General features: G+C 73.6%; 22 protein-coding genes. 12 read left to right on the top strand and 10 right to left on the bottom strand.

All coding sequences use genetic code 11. The annotated features are described in order from the left end of the window. Position 1: 1 nt before the first annotated feature. The 6 genes from ACIOHP_RS39200 to ACIOHP_RS39175 form a co-directional block, all read right to left on the bottom strand. Entirely contained in the window at positions 2–2,995 is a 2,994-nt protein-coding gene (locus ACIOHP_RS39200; RefSeq protein WP_401894960.1) for an AAA family ATPase, read from the bottom strand. 34 nt (positions 2,996–3,029) lie between these two features. After that, positions 3,030–4,202 carry an exonuclease SbcCD subunit D gene (locus ACIOHP_RS39195; protein ID WP_401894957.1) on the bottom strand — a complete coding sequence of 391 codons (1,173 nt, stop codon included), beginning with the start codon at positions 4,200–4,202 and terminating at the stop codon, positions 3,030–3,032. A 51-nt stretch (positions 4,203–4,253) separates the two neighbouring features. After that, positions 4,254–4,880: a YigZ family protein gene (locus ACIOHP_RS39190; protein ID WP_401894956.1), complete on the bottom strand. Its 627-nt coding sequence runs from the start codon at positions 4,878–4,880 to the stop codon at positions 4,254–4,256. Between the two features lie 128 nt (positions 4,881–5,008). Next, positions 5,009–5,443 carry a DUF6210 family protein gene (locus tag ACIOHP_RS39185; RefSeq protein ID WP_361547569.1) on the bottom strand — a complete coding sequence of 145 codons (435 nt, stop codon included), beginning with the start codon at positions 5,441–5,443 and terminating at the stop codon, positions 5,009–5,011. After that, entirely contained in the window at positions 5,440–5,982 is a 543-nt protein-coding gene (locus ACIOHP_RS39180; protein WP_361547566.1) for a histidine phosphatase family protein, read from the bottom strand. Before ACIOHP_RS39180 ends, ACIOHP_RS39185 begins: the two co-directional genes overlap by 4 nt. Then, complete coding sequence (locus tag ACIOHP_RS39175; RefSeq protein ID WP_401894952.1) at positions 5,979–6,680, bottom strand: hypothetical protein; 702 nt, start codon at positions 6,678–6,680, stop codon at positions 5,979–5,981. The genes ACIOHP_RS39180 and ACIOHP_RS39175 overlap by 4 nt, the downstream gene beginning before the upstream one ends. 266 nt (positions 6,681–6,946) lie before the next feature. Here ACIOHP_RS39175 and ACIOHP_RS39170 point away from each other — a divergent pair, with 266 nt between their 5' ends. Continuing rightward, on the top strand, positions 6,947–7,354 hold the full coding sequence (locus ACIOHP_RS39170; RefSeq protein WP_401894950.1) for a CoA-binding protein: 408 nt from the start codon (positions 6,947–6,949) through the stop codon (positions 7,352–7,354). 17 nt (positions 7,355–7,371) lie between these two features. Here ACIOHP_RS39170 and ACIOHP_RS39165 read toward each other — a convergent pair whose 3' ends face one another. From ACIOHP_RS39165 to ACIOHP_RS39150, 4 genes are read right to left on the bottom strand one after another with little or no spacing between them, the layout of a single operon-like run. After that, on the bottom strand, positions 7,372–7,950 hold the full coding sequence (locus ACIOHP_RS39165) for a hypothetical protein (protein ID WP_401894947.1): 579 nt from the start codon (positions 7,948–7,950) through the stop codon (positions 7,372–7,374). Beyond that, on the bottom strand, positions 7,947–9,251 hold the full coding sequence (locus ACIOHP_RS39160) for a hypothetical protein (RefSeq protein WP_401894945.1): 1,305 nt from the start codon (positions 9,249–9,251) through the stop codon (positions 7,947–7,949). Before ACIOHP_RS39160 ends, ACIOHP_RS39165 begins: the two co-directional genes overlap by 4 nt. A 9-nt stretch (positions 9,252–9,260) precedes the next feature. Continuing rightward, positions 9,261–11,114, bottom strand: a complete 1,854-nt coding sequence (locus ACIOHP_RS39155) for a hypothetical protein (RefSeq protein ID WP_401894943.1) — start codon at positions 11,112–11,114, stop codon at positions 9,261–9,263. Further along, a complete protein-coding gene (locus ACIOHP_RS39150; RefSeq protein WP_401894941.1) occupies positions 11,111–13,234 on the bottom strand; it encodes a hypothetical protein in 2,124 nt (707 codons plus the stop codon). Before ACIOHP_RS39150 ends, ACIOHP_RS39155 begins: the two co-directional genes overlap by 4 nt. A 204-nt stretch (positions 13,235–13,438) precedes the next feature. Here ACIOHP_RS39150 and ACIOHP_RS39145 point away from each other — a divergent pair, with 204 nt between their 5' ends. The 11 genes from ACIOHP_RS39145 (at position 13,439) to ACIOHP_RS39095 (ending at position 24,625) form a co-directional block, all read left to right on the top strand. Continuing rightward, positions 13,439–14,332, top strand: a complete 894-nt coding sequence (locus ACIOHP_RS39145; protein ID WP_401894939.1) for an effector-associated domain EAD1-containing protein — start codon at positions 13,439–13,441, stop codon at positions 14,330–14,332. Further along, a complete protein-coding gene (locus ACIOHP_RS39140; RefSeq protein WP_401894936.1) occupies positions 14,329–15,075 on the top strand; it encodes a hypothetical protein in 747 nt (248 codons plus the stop codon). Before ACIOHP_RS39145 ends, ACIOHP_RS39140 begins: the two co-directional genes overlap by 4 nt. Then, entirely contained in the window at positions 15,072–16,163 is a 1,092-nt protein-coding gene (locus tag ACIOHP_RS39135; RefSeq protein WP_401894934.1) for a HesA/MoeB/ThiF family protein, read from the top strand. The genes ACIOHP_RS39140 and ACIOHP_RS39135 overlap by 4 nt, the downstream gene beginning before the upstream one ends. Then, on the top strand, positions 16,160–17,611 hold the full coding sequence (locus tag ACIOHP_RS39130; protein ID WP_401894931.1) for a ubiquitin-conjugating enzyme E2: 1,452 nt from the start codon (positions 16,160–16,162) through the stop codon (positions 17,609–17,611). The genes ACIOHP_RS39135 and ACIOHP_RS39130 overlap by 4 nt, the downstream gene beginning before the upstream one ends. Beyond that, complete coding sequence (locus tag ACIOHP_RS39125; protein WP_401894929.1) at positions 17,601–18,629, top strand: JAB N-terminal domain-containing protein; 1,029 nt, start codon at positions 17,601–17,603, stop codon at positions 18,627–18,629. The genes ACIOHP_RS39130 and ACIOHP_RS39125 overlap by 11 nt, the downstream gene beginning before the upstream one ends. Next, entirely contained in the window at positions 18,577–19,479 is a 903-nt protein-coding gene (locus ACIOHP_RS39120) for a hypothetical protein (RefSeq protein WP_401894927.1), read from the top strand. The genes ACIOHP_RS39125 and ACIOHP_RS39120 overlap by 53 nt, the downstream gene beginning before the upstream one ends. Beyond that, positions 19,476–21,371 carry an ATP-binding protein gene (locus ACIOHP_RS39115; RefSeq protein ID WP_401894926.1) on the top strand — a complete coding sequence of 632 codons (1,896 nt, stop codon included), beginning with the start codon at positions 19,476–19,478 and terminating at the stop codon, positions 21,369–21,371. The genes ACIOHP_RS39120 and ACIOHP_RS39115 overlap by 4 nt, the downstream gene beginning before the upstream one ends. 25 nt (positions 21,372–21,396) lie before the next feature. Continuing rightward, positions 21,397–22,548 carry an AAA family ATPase gene (locus ACIOHP_RS39110; protein WP_401894924.1) on the top strand — a complete coding sequence of 384 codons (1,152 nt, stop codon included), beginning with the start codon at positions 21,397–21,399 and terminating at the stop codon, positions 22,546–22,548. 62 nt (positions 22,549–22,610) lie between these two features. After that, positions 22,611–23,417 carry a hypothetical protein gene (locus ACIOHP_RS39105; RefSeq protein WP_361547522.1) on the top strand — a complete coding sequence of 269 codons (807 nt, stop codon included), beginning with the start codon at positions 22,611–22,613 and terminating at the stop codon, positions 23,415–23,417. Positions 23,418–23,420: 3 nt separating this feature from the next. Next, positions 23,421–23,696 (top strand): hypothetical protein, encoded by a 276-nt coding sequence (locus ACIOHP_RS39100; protein ID WP_401894921.1) that lies wholly within the window; start codon positions 23,421–23,423, stop codon positions 23,694–23,696. Continuing rightward, complete coding sequence (locus ACIOHP_RS39095; protein ID WP_401894919.1) at positions 23,693–24,625, top strand: hypothetical protein; 933 nt, start codon at positions 23,693–23,695, stop codon at positions 24,623–24,625. Before ACIOHP_RS39100 ends, ACIOHP_RS39095 begins: the two co-directional genes overlap by 4 nt.

The following is a 24,625-nucleotide window of genomic DNA, read 5'->3' as shown; positions in this document are numbered from 1 at the left end:
CTCACCCGGCGCCGCGCTGCCGCAGCGCCGACCCCGCACGCCCCTTCACCACCTCCAGCTGCGCGTGGATGCGGCGCCGCAGATCCGCGACATGGCTCACGATGCCGACGCTGCGGTCGCGTTCGCGCAAGGAGTCGAGGACGTCCAGGACCTCGTCGAGGGTCTGGTCGTCGAGGCTGCCGAACCCTTCGTCGATGAAGAGGGTGTCCAGGCGGACCCCGCCCGCCTCGTCGGTGACGACGTCCGCGAGCCCGAGGGCGAGGGCGAGCGAGGCGAAGAACGTCTCACCGCCGGACAGCGTGGCGGTGTCCCGCTCACGGCCGGTCCAGGCGTCGACGACATGCAGCCCGAGCCCGCTGCGGCCGCGTCCCGCCCGGTCGTCGGAGTGGACGAGGGTGTAGCGGCCGGAGGACATCCGCAGCAGCCGCACGGTCGCGGCTGCGGCGACCTGCTCCAGACGGGCCGCCAGGACGTACGACTCCAGGCGCATCTTGCGCTCGTTGTCCGCCGAGGTGCCCGCGGCGAGGGAGGCGAGGCGGGCGACGCGGTCGTACTCCTCGCGCAGCGGGGCGAGCCGGCGGACGGAGCCGGCCGCGCGTGCGGAGAGCCGGTCCAGGTCGGCGCAGCGCCGGGCCGCGGCGTCGCGCGCGGAGGCGGCGTCGCGCACCCGCCGGTCCGCGAGGGCGGCTCCCCGCTCCGCCGACGCGAGGTCGGCGGGCGGCTGCTGGGCGGCCGTCGCGGTCTCGGGCTCCGCGAGGACGGCCCGCACGGCGGCCTCCTCGGACTGCCAGGCGTCGAGCCGCCGTTGCAGGTCGCGGTGGGCATCGTCGTCGAGAAGGGCGTCCGCCGCCGCTTGCGGTGTGTCGAAGCCGGCCCGGAAGGCGGCGTCGGCGAGCCGGGCGTCGGCGTCCTTGAGTCGCTGGGCGGTGTCCTCGGCGGCGCGGGCGGCGTCGGCGGCGTCGGTGAGCAGGGCAGTCTGCCGCTCCAGCTGCGCGGCCCGCGCGGCCACGCTGTCGGCGGAGCCGCGCGCCTGGATCAACTCCTCCTCCAGCAGGACCCGTTCCCGGTCCAACCGCTCCCGGTGCCCCACCCGCGAGGCCGCCCGGACCTCGGCCTGCTGCCGTGCGGTGGTCCGCTGCTCGTGCTCGGCCTCGGCACGGCGGAGCTCCTCGCGCGCGGGGTGCAGGTCCGAGGCGTCCCGGTGGGCCTGGGCGTACAGCCGCTCCAGCTCCTCGAACTTCGAGGTGAGTTGCCCGGTGGGGGTGTCCCCCGCCTCCGCCGTGGCGGCGGCCAGCGCCTCTCGTACGGTGCCCAGGCGCCGTTCCTGCTCGATGTGCCGTTCGTCCGCCTGCTGGTAGGCGGCCAGCGCGCGCTCCTCGGCCTCCCGGTCGACGTGCCCGGCGTCCTTGCGGGCCGGGGCCGGGTGGTCGGCCGAACCGCAGACGGCACAGGGTTCACCGTCCGTGAGCTGCGCGGCGAGCTCGGCGGCGATGCCGTTCAGGCGCTGTTCCTTGACGTCGAGCCAGTGCGCCTTGGCCGCGAGCGCCTCCTCCTGGGCGAGGCGGACGCGATCGGCGATCGTGTCCGTGTCGCCGGCCAGCTGGTCCCGCATCCGTGCGGCGTTGAGCCGCTTCTGCGCGGGCTCGCGCTGCACGCCGAGCTGCTCGGCCCGCGTCGCGGCCTCCTGCGCGGAGTCGATGCGGGACTGAAGCCCGGCGCGGATCGTCTCCCACCCGGCGAGCCACGCCTCCGCCTCCTGGAGAACGTCCTCGTCCGCACGCTCCTGACGGTCCAGCCCCGCCCGCTCGGCGACGAGTTCCGCCAGCCGCTGCTCGCCGCGGCGCGCCGACTCCAGCCCGCCCAGTTCCTCCGCGGCCCGGCGGGCGGCGGCCGCGAGCCCGGCCGCACCGGCGCCCGCGAAGGTGTCCGGCAGCAGGGCACGCGCGCGTGACTGTGCGACGTCCGCTCTGCCGTGCTCGGCGTCGGCGGCCTCCCGCAGCTCCAGCGCGGGCGCCACGGCCTCCGCCTTGCGGGCCCGCTCCATACGGGCCTGCGCCTGCCGGTAGCCGTCGGAGCGCTCCTCCATCAGGACGGCCCGGTCCCGCGCCTGGGTGAACCGCTGTTGCAGTCGCGCCAGTTCGCGTACGTCGGCCAGCGTGTGGTCGGCGGCGGCCTGGGCGGATTCGGCGGCCGTGAGGCGGCTGTGGGCGATGGTCAGCTGTTCACGGGCGGTGCTGCGGGCGATCGCGGCGGCGCCCATGACGGCGTCGGCGAGGCCCGGTTCGCCCGGTGCGGCGTCGGGGAGCCGCATGGCGTCGCCGGCCGCCTGCTGCATGCGGTGGGCGTCGGCGAGGAGTTCGGCGTCGCCGTCGCGTACCTGGGTCTCGGTGGCGCGGCGGCGTTCGGCGAGGCGCTTCTCGACCTCGGCGAAGCGGTGGGTGTCGAAGAGCCGGCCCAGCAGCCGGCCGCGCGCCTCGGCGTCGGCGCGCAGGAAGCGGGCGAAGTCGCCCTGGGGCAACAGCACGACCTGGCAGAACTGCTCGCGGCTCATGCCCAGGAGCTGAGTGATCTCCTCGCCGATCTCCTGGTGGGAGCGGCTGAGGTCCTTCCAGGTGCCGGCCCGGGCGTCGTACTCGCGCAGCCAGCTCTGGGCCTTGTCGAGGGTGCTGCCCGAACCGCGCTTCTTGGGGCGCTCCCACGGCGGCTGGCGGGTGATCTCCAACCTGCGTTCCGCGACGGTCAGTTCGAGACGGACCTCGGTGCGGGTGCCGGCAGCGGCGTGGTCGCTGCGCAGGGTCATGCCCTGGCCGGACTGACGGGCGCCCGGGACGGAGCCGTAGAGCGCGTAGCAGACGGCGTCGAGGACGGAGGTCTTGCCCGCGCCGGTCGGTCCGTGCAGAAGGAAGAGACCGGCGGTCGACAGTGCGTCGAAGTCCACGGTCTGGGAGCCGCCGAAAGGCCCGAACGCGGTGATGTCCAGACGGTGCAGCCTCACCGGGCACCCTCCCCTGTCTGCGTCGAGCGCGGCGTCACCGCGCCACCTCCCGTACCGTCTCGTCCGCCCGGACCGCGTCGAACGCGTCCCGCAGCACACCCTGTTCGTGTTCGTCGGGACCCGCGCCGCGCACATGGGCCACGAAGTCCTCGGCGATCTCCTGGTCGCTGCGGTCCGCGAGCCGCTGGGCGTAGGACACGTCGGGGTCGTCCGGGGCCCGCTCGGGATCGAAGGCGAGGCTGAGGGTGTGCGGGAAACGCTCGTTGAGCCGGGCCATGGGGTCGGCGGGGCGGACCGCGTCGGTGAGGGTCGCCTCGACCCACGCCTCCTCGTGGCGCGTGAGGTCAGGGTCGGCGAGCAGGTCCTCCAGCGTTCCGCGGATGCGGGCCAGCGCGCGGGGCACCGGGCAGTCGACGCGCTCGGCGCTCACCGCGCCCTCGGCGTCCAGGTCGATCAGCCACATGCTCTTGCGGTGGTCGGCCTCCGAGAAGGAGTACGGCAGCGGGGAGCCGGAGTAGCGCACGCGCTCGGTGATGGTCTGGCAGCCGTGCAGATGTCCCAGCGCCGCGTAGTCGACGCCGTCGAAGACGCCGGCCGGTACGGCGGCCACTCCGCCGACGGTGATGTCCCGCTCGCTGTCGCTGGCCTCGCCGCCGGTGACGAAGGCGTGGGCGAGGACGACGGACCGCGTCTTCCCCTGTCCACGCCCGCGTGCCGCGAGGTCGGCGCGGACGCGGTCCATGGCGGCGGCGAGCACGGCCTCGTGACCGGCCTTGTCCACGCCGAACTCGTCCTTCACCAGGGCCGGTTCCAGATACGGCAGCCCGTAGAAGGCCACGTCCCCGTGGGTGTCCGCGAGCACCACCGGTGTCCCGCATGCCGCGGGCTCGGTCCGCAGGTGGATGCCCGCGCGGTCGATGAGGCCTGCGCCCACGCCCAGTCGACGGGCGGAGTCGTGGTTCCCGGAGATCATCACCGTGGGCACACCGAGGTCGGCCAGCCGGTGCAGGGCGTCGTCGAACAGCTCGACCGCGGCGAGCGGCGGCACCGCCCGGTCGTACACGTCTCCCGACACGACCACGGCGTCCACGCCGTGCTCACGCACGGTGGTGACGAGATGGCCGATGAACTCGGCCTGCGCCCCGAGCATGTTGACGCGGTGGAACGCCCGGCCGAGATGCCAGTCGGAAGTGTGCAGCAGTCGCATGATCCCCGAGACTAACGGCCGGGTCTGACATCACGGGCGGTTACCGGCCTTTCAGGCATCGCCATAGGCCTCTCCACCCAGTTCGAACCCGGCCGTCCCGGCGGTGACATCGGCGAGCCAGGCCTCGAAGGCCGGGACGTCCGCGTCCGGCAGACCGATCTCGATCGTGACCGCCTCGGCATAGCGCACGTCGCGTACCTCGCGGCCGGTCGAGCGGAGGTCGTTCTGGACCTTGCCCGCGCGCTGGTGGTCGACGGTGACCGTGGCGAGGCGGAAGCGGCGGCGGGTGATCGTGCCGAGGACGTCCAGGGCCTCGCCGACCGCACCGCCGTACGCGCGGATGAGTCCGCCCGCACCGAGCTTGACGCCGCCGTAGTAGCGGGTGACGACGGCGACGGCGTACCGCATGTCGCGGCGCAGCAGCATCTGGAGCATGGGGACGCCCGCGGTGCCGCCGGGTTCGCCGTCGTCGCTCGCCTTCTGGATCGCGGCGTCGGCGCCGATGACGTAGGCGAAGCAGTTGTGGGTGGCGTCGGCATGCTCCTTGCGGACGGACGCGATGAAGTCCTGCGCCTCCCGCTCCGTGGCCGCGGGGGCGAGGGCGCACAGGAAGCGCGAGCGGTTGACCTCGGTCTCGTGCACTCCCCCGTGGGCGACTGTGCGGTACTCGTCCGGCATCCGACCACTCTATGCGGACCGTCCCGGTCGGCCCGCCCCGGAGGTGCGGGCGGCGATGTGGTGTGGATCGCGTCGGCGAGGTGCTGAGGCGGGCCGGGCCCGGAGCGACGGCCGCGGGTGCGCGTCGGCTAGTCGGAGTTCTCCCAGGCCAGGAAGCCGGGGCCGTCGGGGGTGAGTACCGGGACCCATGCCTCGTCGGCCTCGGCGAGGCGGGACTCGTCCAGGACGAGGGGGCTGGGCCAGGTGTCGTCGCGGTCGGCGGAGGCGTAGAGGTGGACGGCGACCGCCTTCCTGAGCCGGGCCAGGAGCTCCTCCGGCCAGTCCAGGCCGCGCGAACCCCATCCCTTCAGCTCCCGCACGAAGATCTGCTTCAGCTCGTGGTCGAGGTCCCGTCCGAACACGGGGATCAGATAGCCCTCCTGCTCGTAGGGCAGACAGCCGTGACCTCCGCCCTGGGTCTGGTAGACCACGCCGGTCGGCGCCGCGACGACCACGAACATCCAGCCCTGATCGGTTCCGGTGCCGTCGGGGTCGAGGAAGACGTACCGCTTGGCCGCGCTCACTCCTTCTTGCCCCTGGCCACCGTCACCGCGGTCAGCAGTGCCGTGCCGGGGAGCAGGGCCTCCCACCCGGTGCCGCGCCAGGTCAGCACGGCGATGGCCGCGGTCGGGAACTTCACGTGGACCCGCTCCAGGGTGTCGTCCAGGCCGTCGCCCGCCAGACCGAGGACGAGTTCCTCCAGACCGGGGTTGTGGCCGACCAGCAGCAGCGTCTCGACCTCGGCGGGCACCTCGTGCACGACGTCCAGCAGTTCGGCCGCGTCGGCACCGTAGAGGCGCTCGTCGTGCCGGACCGGCGGCGGGGTGCCCCACTGGGCGGAGGCGAGGTCCCAGGTCTGACGGGCGCGGACGGCGGTGGAACACAGCGCGAGGTCGGGCAGGAAGTCGGCCTCGACGAGCGCGCGGCCCGCGGCGGGTGCGTCCCGGCGGCCGCGCGGGGCCAGTGGACGCCGGTGGTCGGGGACGCCCTCGGGCCAGGCGGACTTCGCGTGCCGCAGCACGACCAGGCGGCGCAGCGGGCCCGCTCCGGCGCGCGCGATCACGCGAAGGTCCCCAGGTCGCGGGTCAGTTCCAGACCGAGGAGCCGGTCGGCGTAGGCGTACGTCTCGAAGCGGGCGCCGTCCGGGAGGTCGGAGGCCTCGACCCGGCGCAGGACGCGCAGCACCGCGGGGACGTCCAGATCGTCCTCCCAGGCGGTACGCAGCTCTCCGCGGACGTCCTCGGGGACCGGCTTCGACGGTGTGCGCGCCCATGCGGCGACGGCTCGGCGCCAGCGTACGAGTGTGTCGTGGGCCTCCGACACGGCGGCCGCGTCGAGCCGCACGGGCAGGCCACGCCGGTGGGACAGCAACGCCAGCCGGAGCACACCGGGGTCGGTCTCCTCCGGGGAACCCGCGACCGGCGCGACGGCGACCCGCACTCCGTCGGGTGTCGCCCCGCCCTCGCCGACCACATGGATGACCTGCGGCCCGCCCGTGCCCGGGCCGCTGTCCCGGCCGTCCTCGAAGGGCCGGATGCCGAGGGCCGCGGCGCCCGCCCGTAGCTCCGCCCGGTCCCCTTCGGCGCTGAGCACGGACCAGACCGGTGTGCCGCCGATCTCCAGGGCGCGGGCGAGGACGTCGGCGACGAGCAGCACGCGCAGGGCGGTGCCGTCGTAGCCCGGCACATGTGCCTCGACGCGGGTCGGGCCACGGCGGGCAGGGACGGGGTCGCCGGTTCGGGCGTCGATGATGTGCAGCACGGAGTGAGCGTAGGCGGGGTCGGGGCCGTGCGCAGGCAGGTGGCGCGGATTCCGGTCAGGGTGGCGGAGTCCGACGGCAGATACGACGCGCGGGACATACCCGGACATCGGCCGCCCCCTGCGTGCGGACTGCCCGCACGGTACGTCGCGACCGGTCGCCCGAACAGGCGTCCGGAACGGCGTCCGGAGGAACCGTGGGAATCCCGGTGCCCGGCCCGCTGTTGTCGCGCACATCAGCCCTGGCAGGACTTTCAAGGAGGCCGAGCGTGTACGGCGACCCAGCAACGATCCGCAAGATCCTCACCGAGAGCGGCGACACCTGGGCGATCGTGGGCCTGTCGTCGAACCAGCGGCGCGCGGCCTACGGCGTCGCGGACGTGCTCCAGCGCTACGGCAAGCGGATCGTGCCCGTGCACCCCAAGGCGGAGGCGGTCCACGGCGAGCAGGGCTACCCCTCGCTGGAGGCGATCCCCTTCCACGTCGACGTCGTGGACGTGTTCGTCAACAGCGACCTCGCCGGTGCCGTCGCCGACGAGGCCGTCGCGAAGGGCGCCAAGGCCGTCTGGTACCAGCTCGGAGTGATCGACGAGACCGCGTACGAGCGCACCCGGGCCGCCGGTCTGGAGATGGTCATGGACCGCTGCCCGGCCATCGAGATCCCCCGGCACGGCTGACCGGCCGGAGTTCCCGACTACCCCTGCCCCTCGCACGCGTTGATGTAGTACAGCTCGATCTCCACCCGGTCCGCCGAACCCCCGGACCAGAACGGTCGCGTGCCGACGTTCCCCCCGCAGAAGGCCTGTGGGCGCTCGGACTTCAGGATGCGGTTCACGTCCTCGGCGAGGTCCGTCGCCGCTCCCAGCTGAGCCTGCGGGGCCACTCCGAAGGTGATGACCATGCCGATGCGGCGGTCGTCGCCGCTCTTGCGGATCTCCTGATCCAGGGCCGCGACGACCTTCTTGCGGTCGGCCGCGTTCAGGGTGCCCCTGCCGGCGGCGCGTCCGGTCGCTCCCGAGGACAGGGACACGGCGAAGGTGTGCCGCTTGGGGTCGAGTCCGAGCGGGCCCTTGGCGGTCCGGGACGGGGAGGGCGAGGCGCCGGTGGGTGAGGCGGACGGCTCGGGGCTCTTGCCGGTGCCGGACGCCTCGTCCGTGCCGTCGGAGGCGACCATACCGAGCACGACGAGGAACAGCACCAGGAACAGGTCCGCGAAGAGCCAGCCCGCGAGGTGGCGCGGGGCGACGCCGGTGCCCGTCGGGCGCCGCTTCATCCCTGGTCCTGTCCGTACCAGTCGTCGCCGGGGCGGCGCGGCGGCGGTGTCCCGGCCCCGCCGTCCGGCCGGGGGGTCTCGGGCGGGGGCTGCGGGCTGCCGCCGCCATGGCCGTTCCCCCGTCCGCCGTTGTGGGAGCCGTTGGACAGGCCGTCGGAGTTCGACATCGGCAGCGGGCCGTAGGCGCCCGGCCGGTCGTTCTGGAGCAGGGCGAGCACCCGTTCCAGGGCGTCCATGTAGGAGTACATCCGCTCGCTGTTGTCATTCAGGAGCTGCATGGCGACGCCGACCTTGCGGGTGGTCTCGGAGACCTCGTCGGCGACCGTGGCGTGCACCCGGTTGGCCTCCTGGGAGCTGCCGGCCGCCCTGCGCAGTTCGGCGAGCAGCCGGGTGAGGGCCTCCCGGGTCGCCGTCTCGTCGGCGCGCAGGTCCTCGCGCATCCGGGCGAAGTCGCGCAGCAGCTGGTGCGGCACGGTCAGGGAGCGGCCCATCGCGCCCAACTCGCCGGCCGACTCGGTCCACTTGTCGATCGCGGTGACGAACCTGCTCTCCGGGCCGGGCTCGAAGATCTTCTCCATCCGGTCGGCGCTGTCCGACATCGTGCGGGAGAGTTCCGCGGTGCTGCGGGTGATGTCCCGTGCGATGCCGACGAGTTGGCCCGCGGGCACGGCCTGCGCCTCCAGCACCGCGTACTTGGCGAGCTCCATGGTGAGGACGGCCAGCTGTCCGGCGACCTGACCGCGCAGCCGCTCGCGGGAGGCGTCGCGCTCGGCCGCCCATTCGAGGCGTTGCAGCCACAGGGTCGCGAGGACCACCCCGCCGATGAGGACGACGACGAGGAGCACCGCGGTACCGCCGAGGCCCGAGGACCACAGCGTCAGGAAGTTGGTGCCCTTCGGGGCGTCCTCGAAGTCCCGGAACGCGAACCACAGGGACAGCCACGTCAGGACGATGGGCAGGAAGACCGCCACGTCCCGGAGCGTGGACACGATGGCGATGAGCCCGTTCTTGCTCGCCGGTTCGTCCGGCACCAGTGTGCCGGGCGGATAGGCGTGCAGCAGATCGACGCCGGACAGGGCTCGTCCGCCGGCCCGGGCGTCATCGGCGATCCAGGCCAGCACCGAGCGCCCGGCGCTGCCCTCGGGGCACTCGCGGGCCAGGTCCGCCAGCCGGTCGGCGGCCGCACGCAGGGTGTCCGAGGGGTCGGGGGCGGGCGGCGCGGGTTCCGGGGCGGGGGGATCGGGCGAGGGCTCCGGGACGGGTGGCGCGGGCTGGTGCCGGGTGGGTTTCCTGCTGGCCAAAACCTCTCCTCAGTACCAGGTGTCTCGGCGTGACGCATCGCGGTCGTGCCCGTCGTCCGGCCGGGCGGGCAGATGTTCCCGGAAGTACTGCTGGACGACGGCGGCGAAGACGGTGTCCTGTGCCTTGCCCCGGCGGCAGCTGTCCGCCAGGGCCTGGAGCAGATACGGCGACGGCGTGCGGCCCGCCGCGTCCAGGACGTCCAGCACCTCGCGCTGGCCCACCGACTCCCCCACCGTGCACAGCAGCAGGAGCCGGTACAGATGCACCGCCCGCCAGGGGCTCTGGGGTGCCATCCGGTCCACGGCCTCGGCGAGGAACCCCGTGCGGCGCAGTACGTCGAAGGGGTCGCGGCGTTCCCGGCCGGCGTCGCGGCGCCGGACGCAGTTCTCCAGCAGGGTGCGGGCCTGGTCCGGCGCGACCCGGCTGATCCGTTCGACCTCGCTGAGCAGGTCGGCCATCGCGAAGCGCTCCACCATCACCCTCATCAGGTCGTCCAGCGCCGTCCGGGAGACGCCGATCTGCTGGGCGGTGCGCAGCAGGGGCAGCACGTCGAAGCTGACGCGGCGGTGCGCGGCGCGCTCCATCCGTTCGTGCAGCACGCGGAGCACCACCTCGTCCTCGGGCGGCCGCACGGCCAGCTCGCGCACCAGGTCGGGGGCGCCGCCGTGGGCTCCCGCGTCGAGGCAGCGGTGCAGTGCCCAGGTGTGGATCTCGGGCCTCAGGTGCCGGTAGGGCCCTCCTTCGAGGGTGTCCGTCCGCCACAGGGCCACCAGATGGGCCAGCCGGCCCTCGGTCAACCGGTCCAGTTCCAGCTGCACCCGCGGCAGCGAGGTCGGGCTGCGCAGATACGCGTCCTCCTTCTGCGTCAGGTCGCCGCGCGGGGCGGCCTCCAGCAGACTCGTGACGTCGCTCATCAGTCCGGGGGCCACCTGGTGTCCCGCCGCCCAGTCGCGGATCTGCGCGGAGGTGCCCATCGGCTGCGCGGGCGCCAGCCGGGTCAGCGCGTCCGCGCCGCGGCGCCGATGGAAGGCGACCAGCCGCGCGGCCTGGTCCCGCAGGGGTCCGCCAGGTCCCGGGGCGGCCTCGGCGTCGATGCGGCGCCGCGCCGACTGGAGGGAGCCGGCACCGTCACGTCGTACGAAGACGAACTGGGGCAGGTCCTTGGCCCCGTCGTTCTCCTCGCGGGTGGCGAAGCTCCAGCTGCCCGCGACGACCCGGCCCAGCAGCCCGGCCAGCACATGGACGACGACCTCGCCGTCGACGGGTGAGCCGAGCACGGTCAGGGGCGCTCCGGGTTCCTCCATCAGCGCCTCGGCGAGCCGGAGGAGGAACTCGTCGGGGAGGTCGGCGGCGGCCGTGTCGAGAGCGTCGAGGAGCCGCTTCTCCTCCAGGAGCAGTCGGCGGACCAGGTCCAGGGGGACCCGCTGCGGTGGCTCCGAGGCGGTCTCCCGCGGTGCTGTCCCGTCGAGGAGGGCGTCCTGGCGGACCTGCGGGGGCAGCCAGTCGTCCCAGTCGCTGCGGCACGCGGCGAGCGCGAGGTGGAGGTCGATGCCGGTGGCCGGGCCGGTCAGGACGTGGGTGAGGGTGGAGCCGGCGCGGCCGTGCGGGTCACGCACCGGGACCTTGCGCAGGACGGCCGCCTCGGGGCCGTAGCGCAGGTAGACGAAGCCGGGGGCGGTGTCCCCGGGGTGCTCCTGGGTGGCCCACACCATGTTCTCTATACGGCTGTTCCAGCGCAGCAGCGCCTCGCGGTCGAGGGAGGTGGTGACCGGGCCGACGTCGCCACGTCCGGTCAGGGAGCGCTCGGACCAGCGGTAGACGGTGATGTCGGCGCGCGGACCGCCGCGTGGGGGCGGGCTCATGTGCCGTGGCCCCCTCCGCGCAGCAGGGCGTCCGCGGCCGGTCCGGTCATGACGCCCTTCATCGCGAACAGCGCCAACAGCGGTCGCAGAACCCGGTGTTGGCGGAACATCGTCTCGTCGAAGCGGCGCGCGGCCGCCCGGTCGCCCTGGTCTCGGGGTCCGGTGCCGGTGGCGGAGGCGAGGTGCAGGGTGGAGCCGAGGCATTCGCCGGCGAGTTGCAGCCAGTCGCCGCCCCCGCGGGCGGCGAGGAAGGCGTACACGTCCTCGCTCTCCTGCTGGACGGTGCTCAAGTCGCCTTCGGAGTCCGGCTTTTCGTGCAGCCAGTCGTCGATCTCCCGGTATCCGCGAAAGCGCAGCAGATCGCTCTTGGTCACGGCCAGCGCGCACGGGACCGGCAGGAAGGGGACGGCGGGGTCGGCCTGCTGGCGCAGCCGCTGGCGGACGTGCTCGAACGCCGGGTCGCGGCCGGTCACCCCGCCGTGCGAGGTCAGTCCGGGGATGCGGGTGGGGTCGACGACGCACAGCAGGGCGCTGAGCCGGTTGAGGAAGTCCGCCTCCCGGCCGGGGCGTTCCAGCCGGCCGCCGGCCACGTCGAAGAAGATCACGCTGTGCGATCTGCCGGAGTGTTCGTCGGTGACGACGAGGCCGGTGGCGTAGCGCAGTTCGGGCCGGTCGGCGGTGGCGCGGAGCTCCTCTCGGCGGTCGATGAAGGGCGCGACGACCTCGTTGAGGTAGTGGTGGTAGCGCTGGGGGTCCAGCGCCTCGACGCGCAGCCCGTACCGTCGCATGACGGTGGTCTTGCGGGCCTGGTCGATGATGGCGGCGAGCAGGTGGGACTTGCCGGTGGAGGAGGCGCCGACCAGCCCGATGCGTACCGGCTCGGTGCCGAACATCGGGTAGCGGTCGGGGAGTTCGTGCTGCGGTACGTCGTCGTTGCCGGGGCAGACCACATAGGTGCGGGCGAGCTGGGCGTTGCGCTCGGCGTCCGAGTGGACGGGCAGATCCCGCTCGGGCACCATCTCGCCGGACGCGTCGAGGACCACCCGCTCGGCCGTGTCCCAGTTCAGCGCTCGCAGGCACATCGGGCATTCGACGGCGCCGAGGGCGAGGAGCGGGCGGTCCGGCAGGATCCGCAGACGCTGCCCCACCCGGCGCCACCACACCGGGGGTACCACCCCGGCGGTGGCATGCCGTTTGGCCCGCAGGGTCCCGGCGCCACTTGCCTGCCGGGCGCGCAGGGCGCGGAACTCCTCGCGGGCCTGGGCCTCGCGCGCCCGCTCCCGCTCAGCGAGCGGCCGCTCCAGCAGTCCTTGCGGGGCGGCGTCTTCGGCCAGTCTGCGGGCCAGTTCGCGGGCGGGCGGGGTGACCGTGGAGCCGAGCGGGAACGCCGAGCGGAGCAGGTCCTGGAGCCACTCCTCGTGGCCCTGCGCGACCAGGTTGTGGACGCGCGGGTTGGAGATGCCGCGCGGCAGGGTCTCGCCGGTGGCCATCCAGAACGCCACCAGCGCGGCGCTGAGCACGTCCTGGTCGGCGGCGGCGAGCAGCCCGGGCCGGAAGCCGGGCGCGTCCCAGTCGGTGACCGGCCGGTCGGGCAGGGGTTCGGTGGCGTACACCGCGCCCTCCAGTCCGGCCAGTTGGATGCCCTCGGCCTCGTCCCACCACAGGTGTTCGGGGCTGATCCGGCCGTGCACGAGGCGGGCCTTGTGCAGCACGGCGACGGCCTCGAAGAGGTCCTGGACGACCCGGCGCAGTCTCGGTCCGTGCAGCCGGTCCGGGGAGGCGAAGCCGGCCAGGCGTTCACCGCGGCAGTCGAGGATCAGCTTGTGCGGGCGCTCGGAGGGGTCGTAGGCGAGGACATGGGCGAGCTGCCGGGGCACCTGCGAGCCGTGGAAGTCGACCACGCTGCCGAAGAGTTCGGCGTGGCGGCGCATCAGCCGCTCGGCGTCGGGCCCGATCGCCTCCTGCACCATGACCGGATGCCGGCCGGGCATCCGGCGGTAGCGCCGCACCCGGAAGGGAGGCAGGTCGAACCGGGCGTGTTCCCCCGTCTCCGCCTCGAGGTCGAAGACCGCCTCTTCTCCGTCTCCGGAGCCGGGCCGTCGCCCCCGGAACTCCACCACCCCCGCGTCTCCTCCCCGTCGAACCGCGTGGAAGACCAACTATCACAGAACGCTGCCCGGCCGGGCCCCGCTTCAGGCAGACCATCTGGATGAGTGCACTCGCCCTCCACATCCTCCTGACGGCTGATCAACTTCGCTTGGTGGAAGCCGAGTCGGAGATCGCGCCCGGCCGGTACAGTCGAGGCACGACGGGAGGGGGCGCCCATGGCGGCACTGACGGCTGTGCGGTTGCACCGCGACGGAGTGCTGCGTGTCGTCGCCACCCTCTACGAGGACGCCACCGACGCCAAACAGCTCCTGTACCGCCTGGGCGCGGACCCGTCGCGGCTGCCGCAGTTCGGGGGAGCCCAGGCGCCGCTCAGCACCTGGTTCGCGGTCTGCCGGCTGATCGAGAACGGGGCGTTCGGGTTCACCCTGGAGGACCTGCTCGCGGAAGCCGCCCAGGACTATCCGGGCAACCCGGTCCTGCGCTCGGTGACGGCCGGTCCCGGTGCCCCGCCGGACGAGCCGGCCCTCCTCGCCCCGCCGGACGAACTCACGGTCCTCTGCCTGCTCGCGGGGCCGAAGGAGGCCTCGCGGCTCCAACTGCGCCTGGAATACCGCACCATCGAGGAGGCCGCCCGCCGGGGCAGCCGACGTGCCCTCGACATCCGGCTGTCGGCGGCGACCCGGCGCCAGGACGTGATCCCGGCGCTCACCGAACACAGGCCGGACGTCCTGCACTTCGGCGGACACGGCGCGCCGAGCGGCCATCTGCTCCTCGAGGAGGACGACGGCTCGGTCGCCCCGGTCGGCGCCGAGGCCCTGGCCGCGGTCCTGGACGCCGTGGGCGGGGTGACCGTGGTCGTGCTCAACGCCTGTCATCTGGGCCGCTACGCGAAGGTGCTCGCCCCGCACGCGCAGGAGGTCATCGGCTCCCCGGAGCGGCTCGCGGACCAGGACGCGCTGGCCTTCTGCCGGGACTACTACGCGGCCCTGGCCCTCGGCGCGTCCTGGGAGGGCGCCTTCGACCGGGGCCGGGCGGGCGTCGGCCTGGGCCCGCGCGGACTGCCGGACCTGCGGCGCGAGGTGCGAGCCCGGGAGGGCGACACGGTATGACGGACCCGCGGCCCCGCACCGTGAGCGTGCACGTCCCCCAGGGCGTGAACGTGGCCGAGCGGCGCCGCCGCAGCCAGGAACGGGAGCGTGCCCAGACGCGGGAGGAGACCGTCGGCGGACCGAGCCCGGCGGCGTACGACTTCCTGCTGGGCCAGGCGGGCGGGAGCCGCGAGTCGGACACCCTGCCGGGCTGGGACGACGACGCGCCCGGCGAGGAGGTCTCCGTCGTCACCTCGCAGCTGCTGCGCAAACTCGGCTCGGCGGGCACCACCTGCCCCGTCTGCCACCACTCCTTCCGGCTGGGCGAGCAGATCTCCATCGAGCGGGCGGAGACCGGCCCCGGGGTCGTGCTCAAGCACCGCAGCCGACTGCTCGACTGCCTCAACCCCGAGACCGGCGCGCGGACTTCCGCGACGGCCGCGCTGTTCCACTCGGGGCTCGACGAGGCCAACCCGCCGCCACCGGAGCTGTCCACCGTACGGCTGCAGGGCGACCACCCCCTGCTGCGTCTCCACCCCGGTCCGGGCGACGGGGCGCCCACCCGCCACCGGTGCTGGGTGTGCGGCCACACCTTCCGCCCGGACGAGGTGGTCATCCACTGCACCTGTTCGCCGCACGCGCCGACCTGCGCCAGCGCCGTCCACCGCGATCCCGACCACGGCCTGGTCTGCTACGACGACTGGAAGGCGCAGCATCCGGGGGTGCCCTGTCTGATGCTCAACTCCCTGCGGGACACCCGGTGACCGGGGACCGGTTCGCGCGGCACGCCCTGATCCCCGGCTGGGACCAGAAGCGGCTCGCCGGGGCGACGGTCGTGCTGGCGGGCGCCGGGGCGCTGGGCAACACGGTGGCTCAGACGCTCGCCCTGTCCGGTCTGGGCCGACTCGTGGTGTGCGACCCGGACACCGTCGCCGTCAGCAACCTCAGCCGCTGTCCGCTGTTCCGCGGGGCGGACGTGGGCCGGCCCAAGGCGCGCGTCCTCGCGCGGGCGCTGACGGACCTGGCGCCCGACACGGTGGTGGACGCACGCGAGGCGCCGCATGTCTCGGGTGCCGGGCTGGCCGAACTGCGCGCGGCCGACCTGGTGGTGGGCGCGCTGGACAGCCGGGCGGCCCGGATCGCGCTGGCCGGGCGGTGCACGCTCGCCGGGACGGGCATGCTCGACGGCGGCACGCACGCGTGGGGCGGCGAGGTCTCCTGGTTCCCGCCCGGCGGACGCTGCTGGGCGTGCGGTCTCGGGCCGGCCGAGCGGGCGGTGCAGGACGACCCCTGGTCGTGCGCGGCACCGGGTCCGGCCGGTGCGGTGGGCGCCTCGGCGCCGGTGTCCGCGCTGGTCGGCACCTGGCTGGCCGACTTCGCCGTACGACTGCTGCTCGGGCTGTCCGTGCCGGACGCGCCGCTGCGGATCGACGCCGCCGGTCTCGCCGTACCACTGTCCGGGACCGCGCCGCGCGACCGGCCCGACCCCGGCTGCCCGCTGCACGAACGGCTTCCCGACGAGGTCCCGGTGCTGCCGCTGGACCACGGGGCCACGGTGGCCGAGCTGCTGGACCACGTGGACATGCGCGAAGAGCCTCTCACCTGGGCAGGATTCAGCAGGCCGGTGCGGCGGCGGGCGGCGGTGCCCGCCGCCACCTCCCGGCTGCGGTCCGCGCCCGCCTCGGCGCGGCTGAGCGCACTGGGGGTGGCGCCGCGGGAGGTGCTGCCCGTGGCCCGGAGGGACGGATCGGGGCTGCGGTACGTCGAGTTGGCCGCGACAGCGGCCGAACCGGTGGGTGCACCGGGCGAGTCGGCCCAGGAACACCGCGCGACAACGGAGGGTGCCCGGTGAGGGACGAGCTGTACAACGAGCTGGAGCGGGTGATCAACCCCCGGGAGGGCGAGATCATCCTGCGGACCATCGGCTTCCCGGAGAGCCGGCTGCCGTCGGTGGACGCGACGTCACGGGTCTACTGGTCCGAGGCGCGCCGTCTGATCGACGCGGGCGTGCTCGTGGACGGCGAGGCCCAGCTGGCCAGCGCGGTGCACAACGAGTACCCGGGCAACGCCCTGTTCCGGGCCTCGGTCGAGGCGCTGGAGCCGGTCACCGAGCCGCCGACACCGCCCCGCGCCGAGCCGCACGCCACGCACCCGGGCTCGGCGGGCGCCTCGGGTGCGGAGCGGTATCCCACGCTGGTCTTCGTGTGCAGCACACACCACGCGGCGTTCATCCATGAGGTGCGCGAAGTCGACCCCCAGGCCGAGATGTTCTTCGTCAGCCAGGGCGAGGAGGCCCAGGTCGGACAGATCGCGATGTCGCTGACGTACGAACTGGCGCCCGGTCAGATCGATGCGCTGCGCGGGCGGTTGGTCGACGCGGGTGCCCCGGCGGACCTGGAACTTCTCCAGGAGGTGTACGACCACCGCCCCTATCTGCTGGAGGCGCTCCGGGTCAACGGTCCCGACCAGCAGCCCTACGACCTGGCGGGCGTGCCCTCGATCACGCCGGTGCGGGACATCGCCGCCGCCGTACTCGCCCACTACGAGGGCCGGATGGGGCGCCGCCCGCGTACCGTCGTCGACCACCAGCAGCCGGACGGCAGCTTCCGCCGCCTCGACCCGGCGCAGTCCCTGCACGAAGCGGGGGTGCGCGAGGGCGAGACCCTCAACGTCTACCCCGAAGCCACCGCCGGCAACGCCCAGTTGCGGATGCAGGCGATCATCCGGGTCCGCGAGGAGATGCAGCGCTACGCGGACCAGCACGCGGACTTCGAGATCGTCGACACGGACGACCCGGAGTTCCCCACCGACTACGAGATCCGCTTCCAGGGATCCGGTCTGCGCCTGCCCGACCAGCAGAGCCCGAACACCTTCCCGCGCCCGGAACTGCAGGACCGGCACAACGCGCTGATCCTGCTGGGCCCGGACTTCCCGCTGGTCGCCCCGGCCGTCTTCTGGCTGAGTCCGATCTTCCACCCGAACATCAAGGGGCCCGATCCGCAGTACCCCCAGGCCGAAGGGGCCGTGTGTCTGGGCGTGCTGGCGCACTCCTGGCGTCCGGCCCTGGACTTCGGCCAGCTGTGCCAGATGCTCGTGGACATGGCTGGGTATCGTAACTACGAGATCACGGACAGTTTCAACCCGATCGCGGCATATTGGGCCCAGACCGAGGAAGGTGCGGCCATGATCGAGGCCATCGGGGGCAAGCCGCCGGTGGCGGCCCCGCCTCCCGAGGACGGTGCCCTGCGCGTCGGCGCCCTGCGGATAAGGCCCACGGACGGGGTGGCCGATGGCACTTGACATCGAGCTGTTCCGGGGCGAGTCACGACAACTGGTGCGCACCGAGCCCCTGATCTCGCTGCTGAAGCCGGCCTTCGCGGCGGAGACCGCCCCCTTCAAGGGCAGTGCGCGCTTCGTCCTGATGCTGCGCAACGACCCCGGCCCCGACACCTACGAGGGAGACCCGCACCTCACCAATCTCCGTGCCGACTTCGGGTACATCCATGTCAAGATCCACATGGAGGGACGCGTGGTCCATCAGAAGCCCTACTCCGTGAACAGTCTCGTCGGCCCGATCCTCGCCCGGCTGGCCCGTGAGCTCGCCCCCGAGGAGCGCCGGTGGGCGTTCCGTATCGCGGGTCTGCCCTCCCCCGAGGACGACGATTCGGCCCAGCGGCTGCCCCCGGTGGTGGACGGCACGGACGACATCGACACCTCCCGCTCCACCCGGCTGGCGTTCGGCATCCGTCCGGCGGCCGAACCGCAGATCCCGCTGCTCGACCTGACCGAGCACGGGGTCGAACTGACCGACACCGAGGCGCCGGTGACCGTGCTGCTCGGTGCCGGGGTGCGGCGGCGGCTGATGGAGATGGAGCTGTCGACCGAGATCGAGGAGGGCGGCTTCCTGGTGGGGCGGGCCTTCCGGCGGGCGGACGTCCCGGAGTTGCACGCGGTGATCGTCGACGAGGTGCTCCCGGCCGAGCACTCGGGGGCCTCCCTGATGCACTTCACGTTCACCGGGGACTCGTTCGGCGCGATGAACCGGACCCTCGGCGACCGTCAGCTGGTCGGCTGGTACCACACGCACCTGTTCCAGACCGAACGCACCATCGGCCTCTCCCGCACCGACATCGACCTGCACCGGGACACCTTCCGGCGCCCCTGGCAGGTGGCCGCCCTCATCAACCTCACCTCGCGCCGGCGGGTGCTGACCTGCTACGCCTCCTCCGACGACTGGATGGCCCCCTGTCCGATCCGGAACCTCGATGACGACGCTGACAAGCACCGTAGTACGCATCCTTCACTGGGCCATCACTGAACCGGCGCCCGGCGGCACACCCGCACCGCCCCCGACCACCTCGGCCCGGCCGCACGAGCCCGCGGACGATCCCGTCGCCCTGCTGGAGCGGCTGGCCCGGGTCACGGCGGCCCGGCTGCGGCTGTCCGACCCGCCCCTCGGCGACCGCGGGCCGACCGGCCTGGAGCCGCTGATGGTCGCCGCCGCGCTGGCCCTCAGGGACGACCCGGCGACCGCCCGCCAGGCGGTGTTCGGGGTGAACGGCACGGGCACCGTACGCGATCTGATGTGCCGTCACGGCCTGGTGGGCCGTGCGCTGTCGGCGACACCGGTCGACGCCGAGCTGCGGGCGGACCTGCTGCGCGCCTCCCCCGTCACCGCGCTCTTCGACCACCCTCCGCCCGACGTGCGGGAGCAGTGCGGTCAGCTCCTCGACCGGTTCCTCGACCACCCCGAGGGGCGGCGCACGGCGGTCGCGGCCCTCGCGGCACCGCCGCCCTCACCCGAGACCGCCCGCCACCGCGCGGGGCTGCTGCGCCGGTTCCGCTTCACCCCGGGGGAGAGAACAGTCGTGTACGAGGTGTACGAGACGGCGCTGCTGCACCACGGCGAGGACTACCGCCGACTCACCGACGACATAGGGAAGTTGGTGCGCGACAGCCCGGCCCGGCTGCTGGATGACGACACGCGCGGACAGTGGGCGCGGGCCACGCTCGACTGGTGGGAACCCCTGGCCGTCCTGGCGCGGCGCCACCCCGGGGAACTGCGCCGCCGCAGGATGCTCGAGGGATATCGCGCGGGCGTGGGACTGCACCGTGTCTACGGCCGGGTGCGGGAGTTCGAGGGACTGCGCGAGGTGCTGGACCGATGACCCGACCCCTGCGCCTGGCCACCGCGGACCACGACGGCCGGATGGACCTGCTCGGCGCCCCGGGCGACCGCCCGCTGCGGGAGGTGCTGGCCTCGTGCGAGGTGTGGCTCCTCGATCCGCTGGACGCCGAACTGCTGGAGCGGCCCTGGTCGGAGTTCGGTCCCGACGTCTGGCTGCGGACCGAACTCGCCTCGGGGACAACGCTGTTCGCTCCGCCGGGCGTACGGTCACTCGTCAAGGACGAGCCGCCACCGGCGGACACGGGGGTCGAGTCCCCCACCGGCCCCGGACCGGCCACCGGTGTCGAGTCCCCCGCCGGACCCGAACCGGCCGCCCACCCGGAGAAGATCACCGACGCCGAGGCCGTCCGGCTCGCCTACTACCCGCACATCGAGGCCGTCGCCTCCCTGCTGCGCAGCGGACTGCCCGTCCTCGTCATCAGCGAGAAGCTCGTCGTGACCCATCTGTGGCAGGAAATGGTCACCCTCGCCGAGTGCCGCGGCATCCGCCTCGACGACGACTCCCCCGAGGACAGCGGCGGCCGCCCCTCCGACGATCCGGTCGCGGACATGTCCGGGGCCTCGATGAACACCCGCCAGCGGCGGCTGGCCCGACTCCGCGCCCAGCTGGAGGAGTTGAAGGAGGGCGACGTCATCGTCCTCACCCATCTCGACCTACTGGCCGGCAGCGCCGATCTCGGCCGGCACGCCGAGGCCCGCGAGCTGGTCGAGCTGCTGTACGCCTTCCCGGACCAGCTGGTCCTGGCCTTCGCCGACCCGACCCTGCCGCTGCCGGACGTGCTGGCCGAGCGGTTCAGCGCCCGGGTCACCCTCAGCGGACTGCCGCCGAAGGTCCGGACACCGGAGCACGAGGAGAGCCTGCTGGGCGTCGCCCTGGTGACGCGGGAGGAGGCCGAGACCTTCGAGGGGTTCCAGCCGCGCGAGTTCTACAAGCACGTGGCCGGCATGAACCCCGTGCGGCTGCGGCAGGCCATGCGGTACGCCCACGAGCAACACCGCGAGCAGCCGAACCGGGCCACCCTCCAGGACCTGCGGGAGACCCTGCTGACCTTCAAGGCGCAGCAGTCCTCCCACTTCGAGGTGCCCAACGTGACGCTGGACGACATCGGCGGCTACGAGGAGGTCAAGGACGAGATCCGGCGGACCCTCGCCATCATCAGCGGGGCCCAGAGCCTGCCGGACGACATGGAGGAGGTGCGCTCCGAACTCGTCCCGCGCGGCATCATCTTCTACGGCCCGCCCGGCACCGGTAAGACCCTGTTCGCGAAGGCCATCGCCAACGGCATGAACGCCACCATCCAGGTGGTGTCGGGGCCCGAGGTCACCGACATGTACGTCGGCGAGAGCGAGCGCAAGGTGCGGGAGATCTTCGCGTCGGCGCGGCGCAGCGCACCCTCCGTCATCGTCTTCGACGAGATCGACGCGATCACCATGGAGCGCAGCAGCCGCCCGGACGGCGGCACCCGGGCCGGCAACAGCGTGGTCGCACAGATCCTCACCGAGATGGACGGCTTCCGGCCCGAGGTGCCGATGCTGGTGATCGGCACCACCAACCGCATCGACATCATCGACAAGGCGCTGCTGCGGCCGAGCCGGTTCCGCTCGATCGCCATCGCGCTGCCCGACGTCACGGCGCGCCGGGCGATCCTGCGCCACCACGCCGGCCGCTATCACATCTCCCTGGACGACGAGGTCCTGGAACTGATCGCCGAGGCCACCGCGGGCCGCAACGGCGACGAACTGCGCTCGCTCATGCGGGACGCGTTCGTCGGCCGCCACATGCACGGCATCGAACCGGACGCGCGCCGGCTGGGCTGGCTGGTGGGCCGGCTTCAGCAGGGGCGCCTGGAAATGATCTCGGAGCGCCGATGACCTTCGCGACTTCCCCGGAGCGCCGATGACCACCGCCACCACCACGTGGAGCGACGAGGACCTCTCGGCCGTGCGGCGGCTCAAGGCGCTCGGCCGCAGTGTGGAGCAGCACTTCGTGGGGCGGCGGCTCGCTCTGGACCTGCTGGAGGTCGCGGTGATCGCGCATGAGCACGTGCTGTTGCTCGGCCCGCCCGGCACCGGCAAGACGGACCTGGTCAGCCGGTTCGCCGCGGGCCTCGGCGGCCGTCCCTTCGTGCGGCTGCTGACCCGGTTCACGGAGCCGGCCGAGCTGTTCGGGCCGGTGGACGTGCCCGCCTTCCAGAGCGGCGCCCAGTACCGGTTCCGCACCGAGGGGATGCTGCCCACGGCACAGGTCGCCTTCCTCGACGAGATCTTCCAGAGCGGCAGCCCGATCCTCAACACCCTGCTGACGGTGATGAACGAGCGGGTCTTCCACAACGGCCACGACATCGAGTCCGTCCCGCTCATCACCCTCGTCGGCGCCGCCAACAGCCTGCCGCAGGACCCGTCGCTGCTGGCCTTCGCCGACCGGTTCCTGCTGCGGCTGACGATCCCGCCGGTGGCCGGGAACCGGCTGGACGAGCTGCTGGCGAAGGGGTCCGCGCGGGGCGCCCCGGCCGAGGGCGACGGACACAGCTGGATCGACCCCACCGCGCTGGGCCGTCTGGGCCGTCAGCTGGCGCACGCCGATCTGAGCGCGGTCACCCCCGAGTACGCCGAGCTGGTCCGTGAACTCCTGGGCCAGGGCGTGACGTTGTCGGACCGCCGCATCATCCGCGGACAGCGCCTGGTGGCGGCCGCCGCCCTGCGGGCCGAGCGGGTGCGGGCCGAACCCGCCGACCTGTGGCCGCTGGAGCACTTCTGGTCCGACCCGGCCCACGCGACGGTGGTGCGGGACGCGGTGCGGCGCCGCACCGGCGGGCCGGGCGAGGACGTCGACGAGCCGGCCCGCACCATGCAGCGCCTGGTCTCCGAGGCCCGCATCCTCAGGCGTCAGGTCGACGCCGGTTCACCGCCCGCCGCGATCGAACGTGTGTTGCGGCAACTCAACGCCCTGAGACTGGAGTTGAGGCGTGCGGTTCCCGGCAACCGAGAGGGCGAAGGGGAGGTCGCGCGTATCATTGACGAGACTCTGAAATTGCTGGACCAGGGCTGACGCACACCGAAGGGCGCGCTCCGGGCGCGCCCCCGCTGCGGAATGAGGGGGACACCAGCTACATGTGCAATCCGCGCAGGGTCCGTGTCGAGGCCACCCGGGACGTCGTCGAGGCGTGGGAACTCGCCCTGGAACGCCGCGCCCGCGCGAGCGACTCCGTGGTCAGCGAGCTGGAGGTGCGCCATCCCTTCGGCGGCACCCTGGGACAGGCCACCCGCCTGGTCTTCGAGCACACGCTCGCCACGGCCGACGACTGGCACGTGGAACAGGGCGGCCATGTGCTGACCCTGCCGGACGGCCAGGTCCGCTACGACCCCGGCACCGGCGAACTCGTCGTCACCGCCCGCCTCGAGGACTCGGTGACCGCCGAGGGGCGCGCCTCGGAGACCCTGCGGGGCGCGGTGCGGGAGCAGGCGACCGGCAGCGCCGAAGGGCGGTACTACGCCGACGGGTTCGCCGGTCGGACCCGTGAGGTGGCCGAGCGCGAGGCGCAGGTGGCGGCCGAGGCCGACGCGGTACAGCGGGCGCGCGAGCTGGCCGGCCGGCTGCGGATGCAGGCGGACCGGGAGTCGGCGACGGCCGCCGCCGCCGCGGAGGCACGGCTCCAGGAGGCCGCCGACGCCGACGCGCGGACCCGGCTGGCCGAGGAGCGGGAGCGGGTGCGCGCCGACCTGGACACCCGCAACCGGGAACGCATCACCGCACTCGGCCGGGACGGACTGCGCGCGGTCAACGGCGTCCTGGCCATCGCCTATCAGAGGGCCCTGCTCGACTTCGCCCGGCAGCACGGCGCGACCGGTGTCCGCCAACAGGAGTCCGAGGACGGCATCGACATCGAGTTCGAGCTCGATCTCGGGATGGAGAACTGACCGATGCGGGTGCGTGTGCGGTTCCGGTTCAACACGGAGACCGGAGAGGTGGAGCTGTTCCAGGTGGACGACATCGGCTCCGGCTCCGGCCCCGAGCACGATGCCGAGCACGACCGGATCAGCGCCGAAGTGGGGCAGGTCCTGGCCCGCAGACCCGATGTCGAGGAGATCTCGCCCTTGGAGGAACCCCCGCGGTGGCGGCACGACCCGCCGCCTGCGGCCGGCCCTCGAGCCGAGGACGAGGAGACCGAGGCCTCGGGTGAACAGGAGAGATCATGAGCCGGCGCACCCGGCTGCTGCTCAAGGCCGCTCGCTGCTACTCCGAGGCCCAGGCCCACACCGAGGCCGCCCGCTGCTACGACCTTCTGGGCTGGCAGTGGTCGGCGGCCGACGCCTACCAGCGGGCGGGCGACCTGGAGCACGCGGCCCGCACCTACCGCCAGGCCGGGCACCCGGAGCAGGCGGCCCGCTGCTACCGCCTCCTCGGCCGGCCCGAACTCGCCGCCCGCTGCTGGCAGGAGCGGGGCCGCCGCCTGGAGGCCGCGTGGGAGCTGCTCCTCGCCGGTGAGATCACGGCGGCCCGGCAACTGCTGGCCGGGGCGGACGCCATCGGCAAGGGCCCCCAACAGCTGCGCCTCGAACTCGCCCGCGCTCTCACCGACCGTCTCGACGGCGGCCCCGCGGGCCCGCTGCTCGACCTCTTCCCCCGCATCGAGGCCCGCCTGCCCTCCCTGGCCGCCCGCACGGAGCGCCGGCTGATGCTGGACTGGGCCGTGGAGGCCGCGGACCGCGTCGAACGGTTCGACTGGGGCGCACGCCTCTTCCGTGCGGCCTACGACGCCCCGGGCGGCGCCGACGTCCTGAACCGCTGGCGGGACTGGGCCACGGACCGCCTCGGTTCCGCGGCCTGGCTCCCCTCGGAACCCGGCTCCGGGACGGACGCCGGCCGGCCGGAAGGCCGAGCCGCACACCACGTCGCTGCCACCACCGGACTGCCGTCGCAACCCGCCGCCGAAGCCGGCACGGGGCGAGCGGAAGACCGGGCCGCGAACCGTGTCGACGCCACCGCCGGGCAGCCGTCCGAACCGCCCGCGTCGACGGGCACCGGCCTGGCGCGAGGCCGGACCACGAACCATCTCGCCCCCACGCCCCGACCGCCGCTGGGACCCCCCTCAGAGACGGACACCGGTCCGGCGGAGGGCCCCTGA

Source organism: Streptomyces sp. NPDC087859 (assembly GCF_044742595.1).
GTDB lineage: Bacteria > Actinomycetota > Actinomycetes > Streptomycetales > Streptomycetaceae > Streptomyces > Streptomyces canus_F.
Note: the sequence above shows the minus strand (reverse complement) of the source record. Positions and strands in the feature narration are given on the sequence as shown.

What these genes read in the sequence shown, in the direction of transcription:
- ACIOHP_RS39195 (WP_401894957.1), bottom strand. Translation starts at nt 4,202, where the DNA reads ATGCGACTGCTGCACACTTCCGACTGGCATCTCGGCCGGGCGTTCCAC.
- ACIOHP_RS39190 (WP_401894956.1), bottom strand. Translation starts at nt 4,880, where the DNA reads ATGCCGGACGAGTACCGCACAGTCGCCCACGGGGGAGTGCACGAGACC.
- ACIOHP_RS39165 (WP_401894947.1), bottom strand. Translation starts at nt 7,950, where the DNA reads ATGAAGCGGCGCCCGACGGGCACCGGCGTCGCCCCGCGCCACCTCGCG.
- ACIOHP_RS39155 (WP_401894943.1), bottom strand. Translation starts at nt 11,114, where the DNA reads ATGAGCCCGCCCCCACGCGGCGGTCCGCGCGCCGACATCACCGTCTAC.
- ACIOHP_RS39145 (WP_401894939.1), top strand. Translation starts at nt 13,439, where the DNA reads ATGGCGGCACTGACGGCTGTGCGGTTGCACCGCGACGGAGTGCTGCGT.
- ACIOHP_RS39140 (WP_401894936.1), top strand. Translation starts at nt 14,329, where the DNA reads ATGACGGACCCGCGGCCCCGCACCGTGAGCGTGCACGTCCCCCAGGGC.
- ACIOHP_RS39125 (WP_401894929.1), top strand. Translation starts at nt 17,601, where the DNA reads ATGGCACTTGACATCGAGCTGTTCCGGGGCGAGTCACGACAACTGGTG.
- ACIOHP_RS39120 (WP_401894927.1), top strand. Translation starts at nt 18,577, where the DNA reads ATGACGACGCTGACAAGCACCGTAGTACGCATCCTTCACTGGGCCATC.
- ACIOHP_RS39115 (WP_401894926.1), top strand. Translation starts at nt 19,476, where the DNA reads ATGACCCGACCCCTGCGCCTGGCCACCGCGGACCACGACGGCCGGATG.
- ACIOHP_RS39110 (WP_401894924.1), top strand. Translation starts at nt 21,397, where the DNA reads ATGACCACCGCCACCACCACGTGGAGCGACGAGGACCTCTCGGCCGTG.
- ACIOHP_RS39105 (WP_361547522.1), top strand. Translation starts at nt 22,611, where the DNA reads ATGTGCAATCCGCGCAGGGTCCGTGTCGAGGCCACCCGGGACGTCGTC.
- ACIOHP_RS39100 (WP_401894921.1), top strand. Translation starts at nt 23,421, where the DNA reads ATGCGGGTGCGTGTGCGGTTCCGGTTCAACACGGAGACCGGAGAGGTG.
- ACIOHP_RS39095 (WP_401894919.1), top strand. Translation starts at nt 23,693, where the DNA reads ATGAGCCGGCGCACCCGGCTGCTGCTCAAGGCCGCTCGCTGCTACTCC.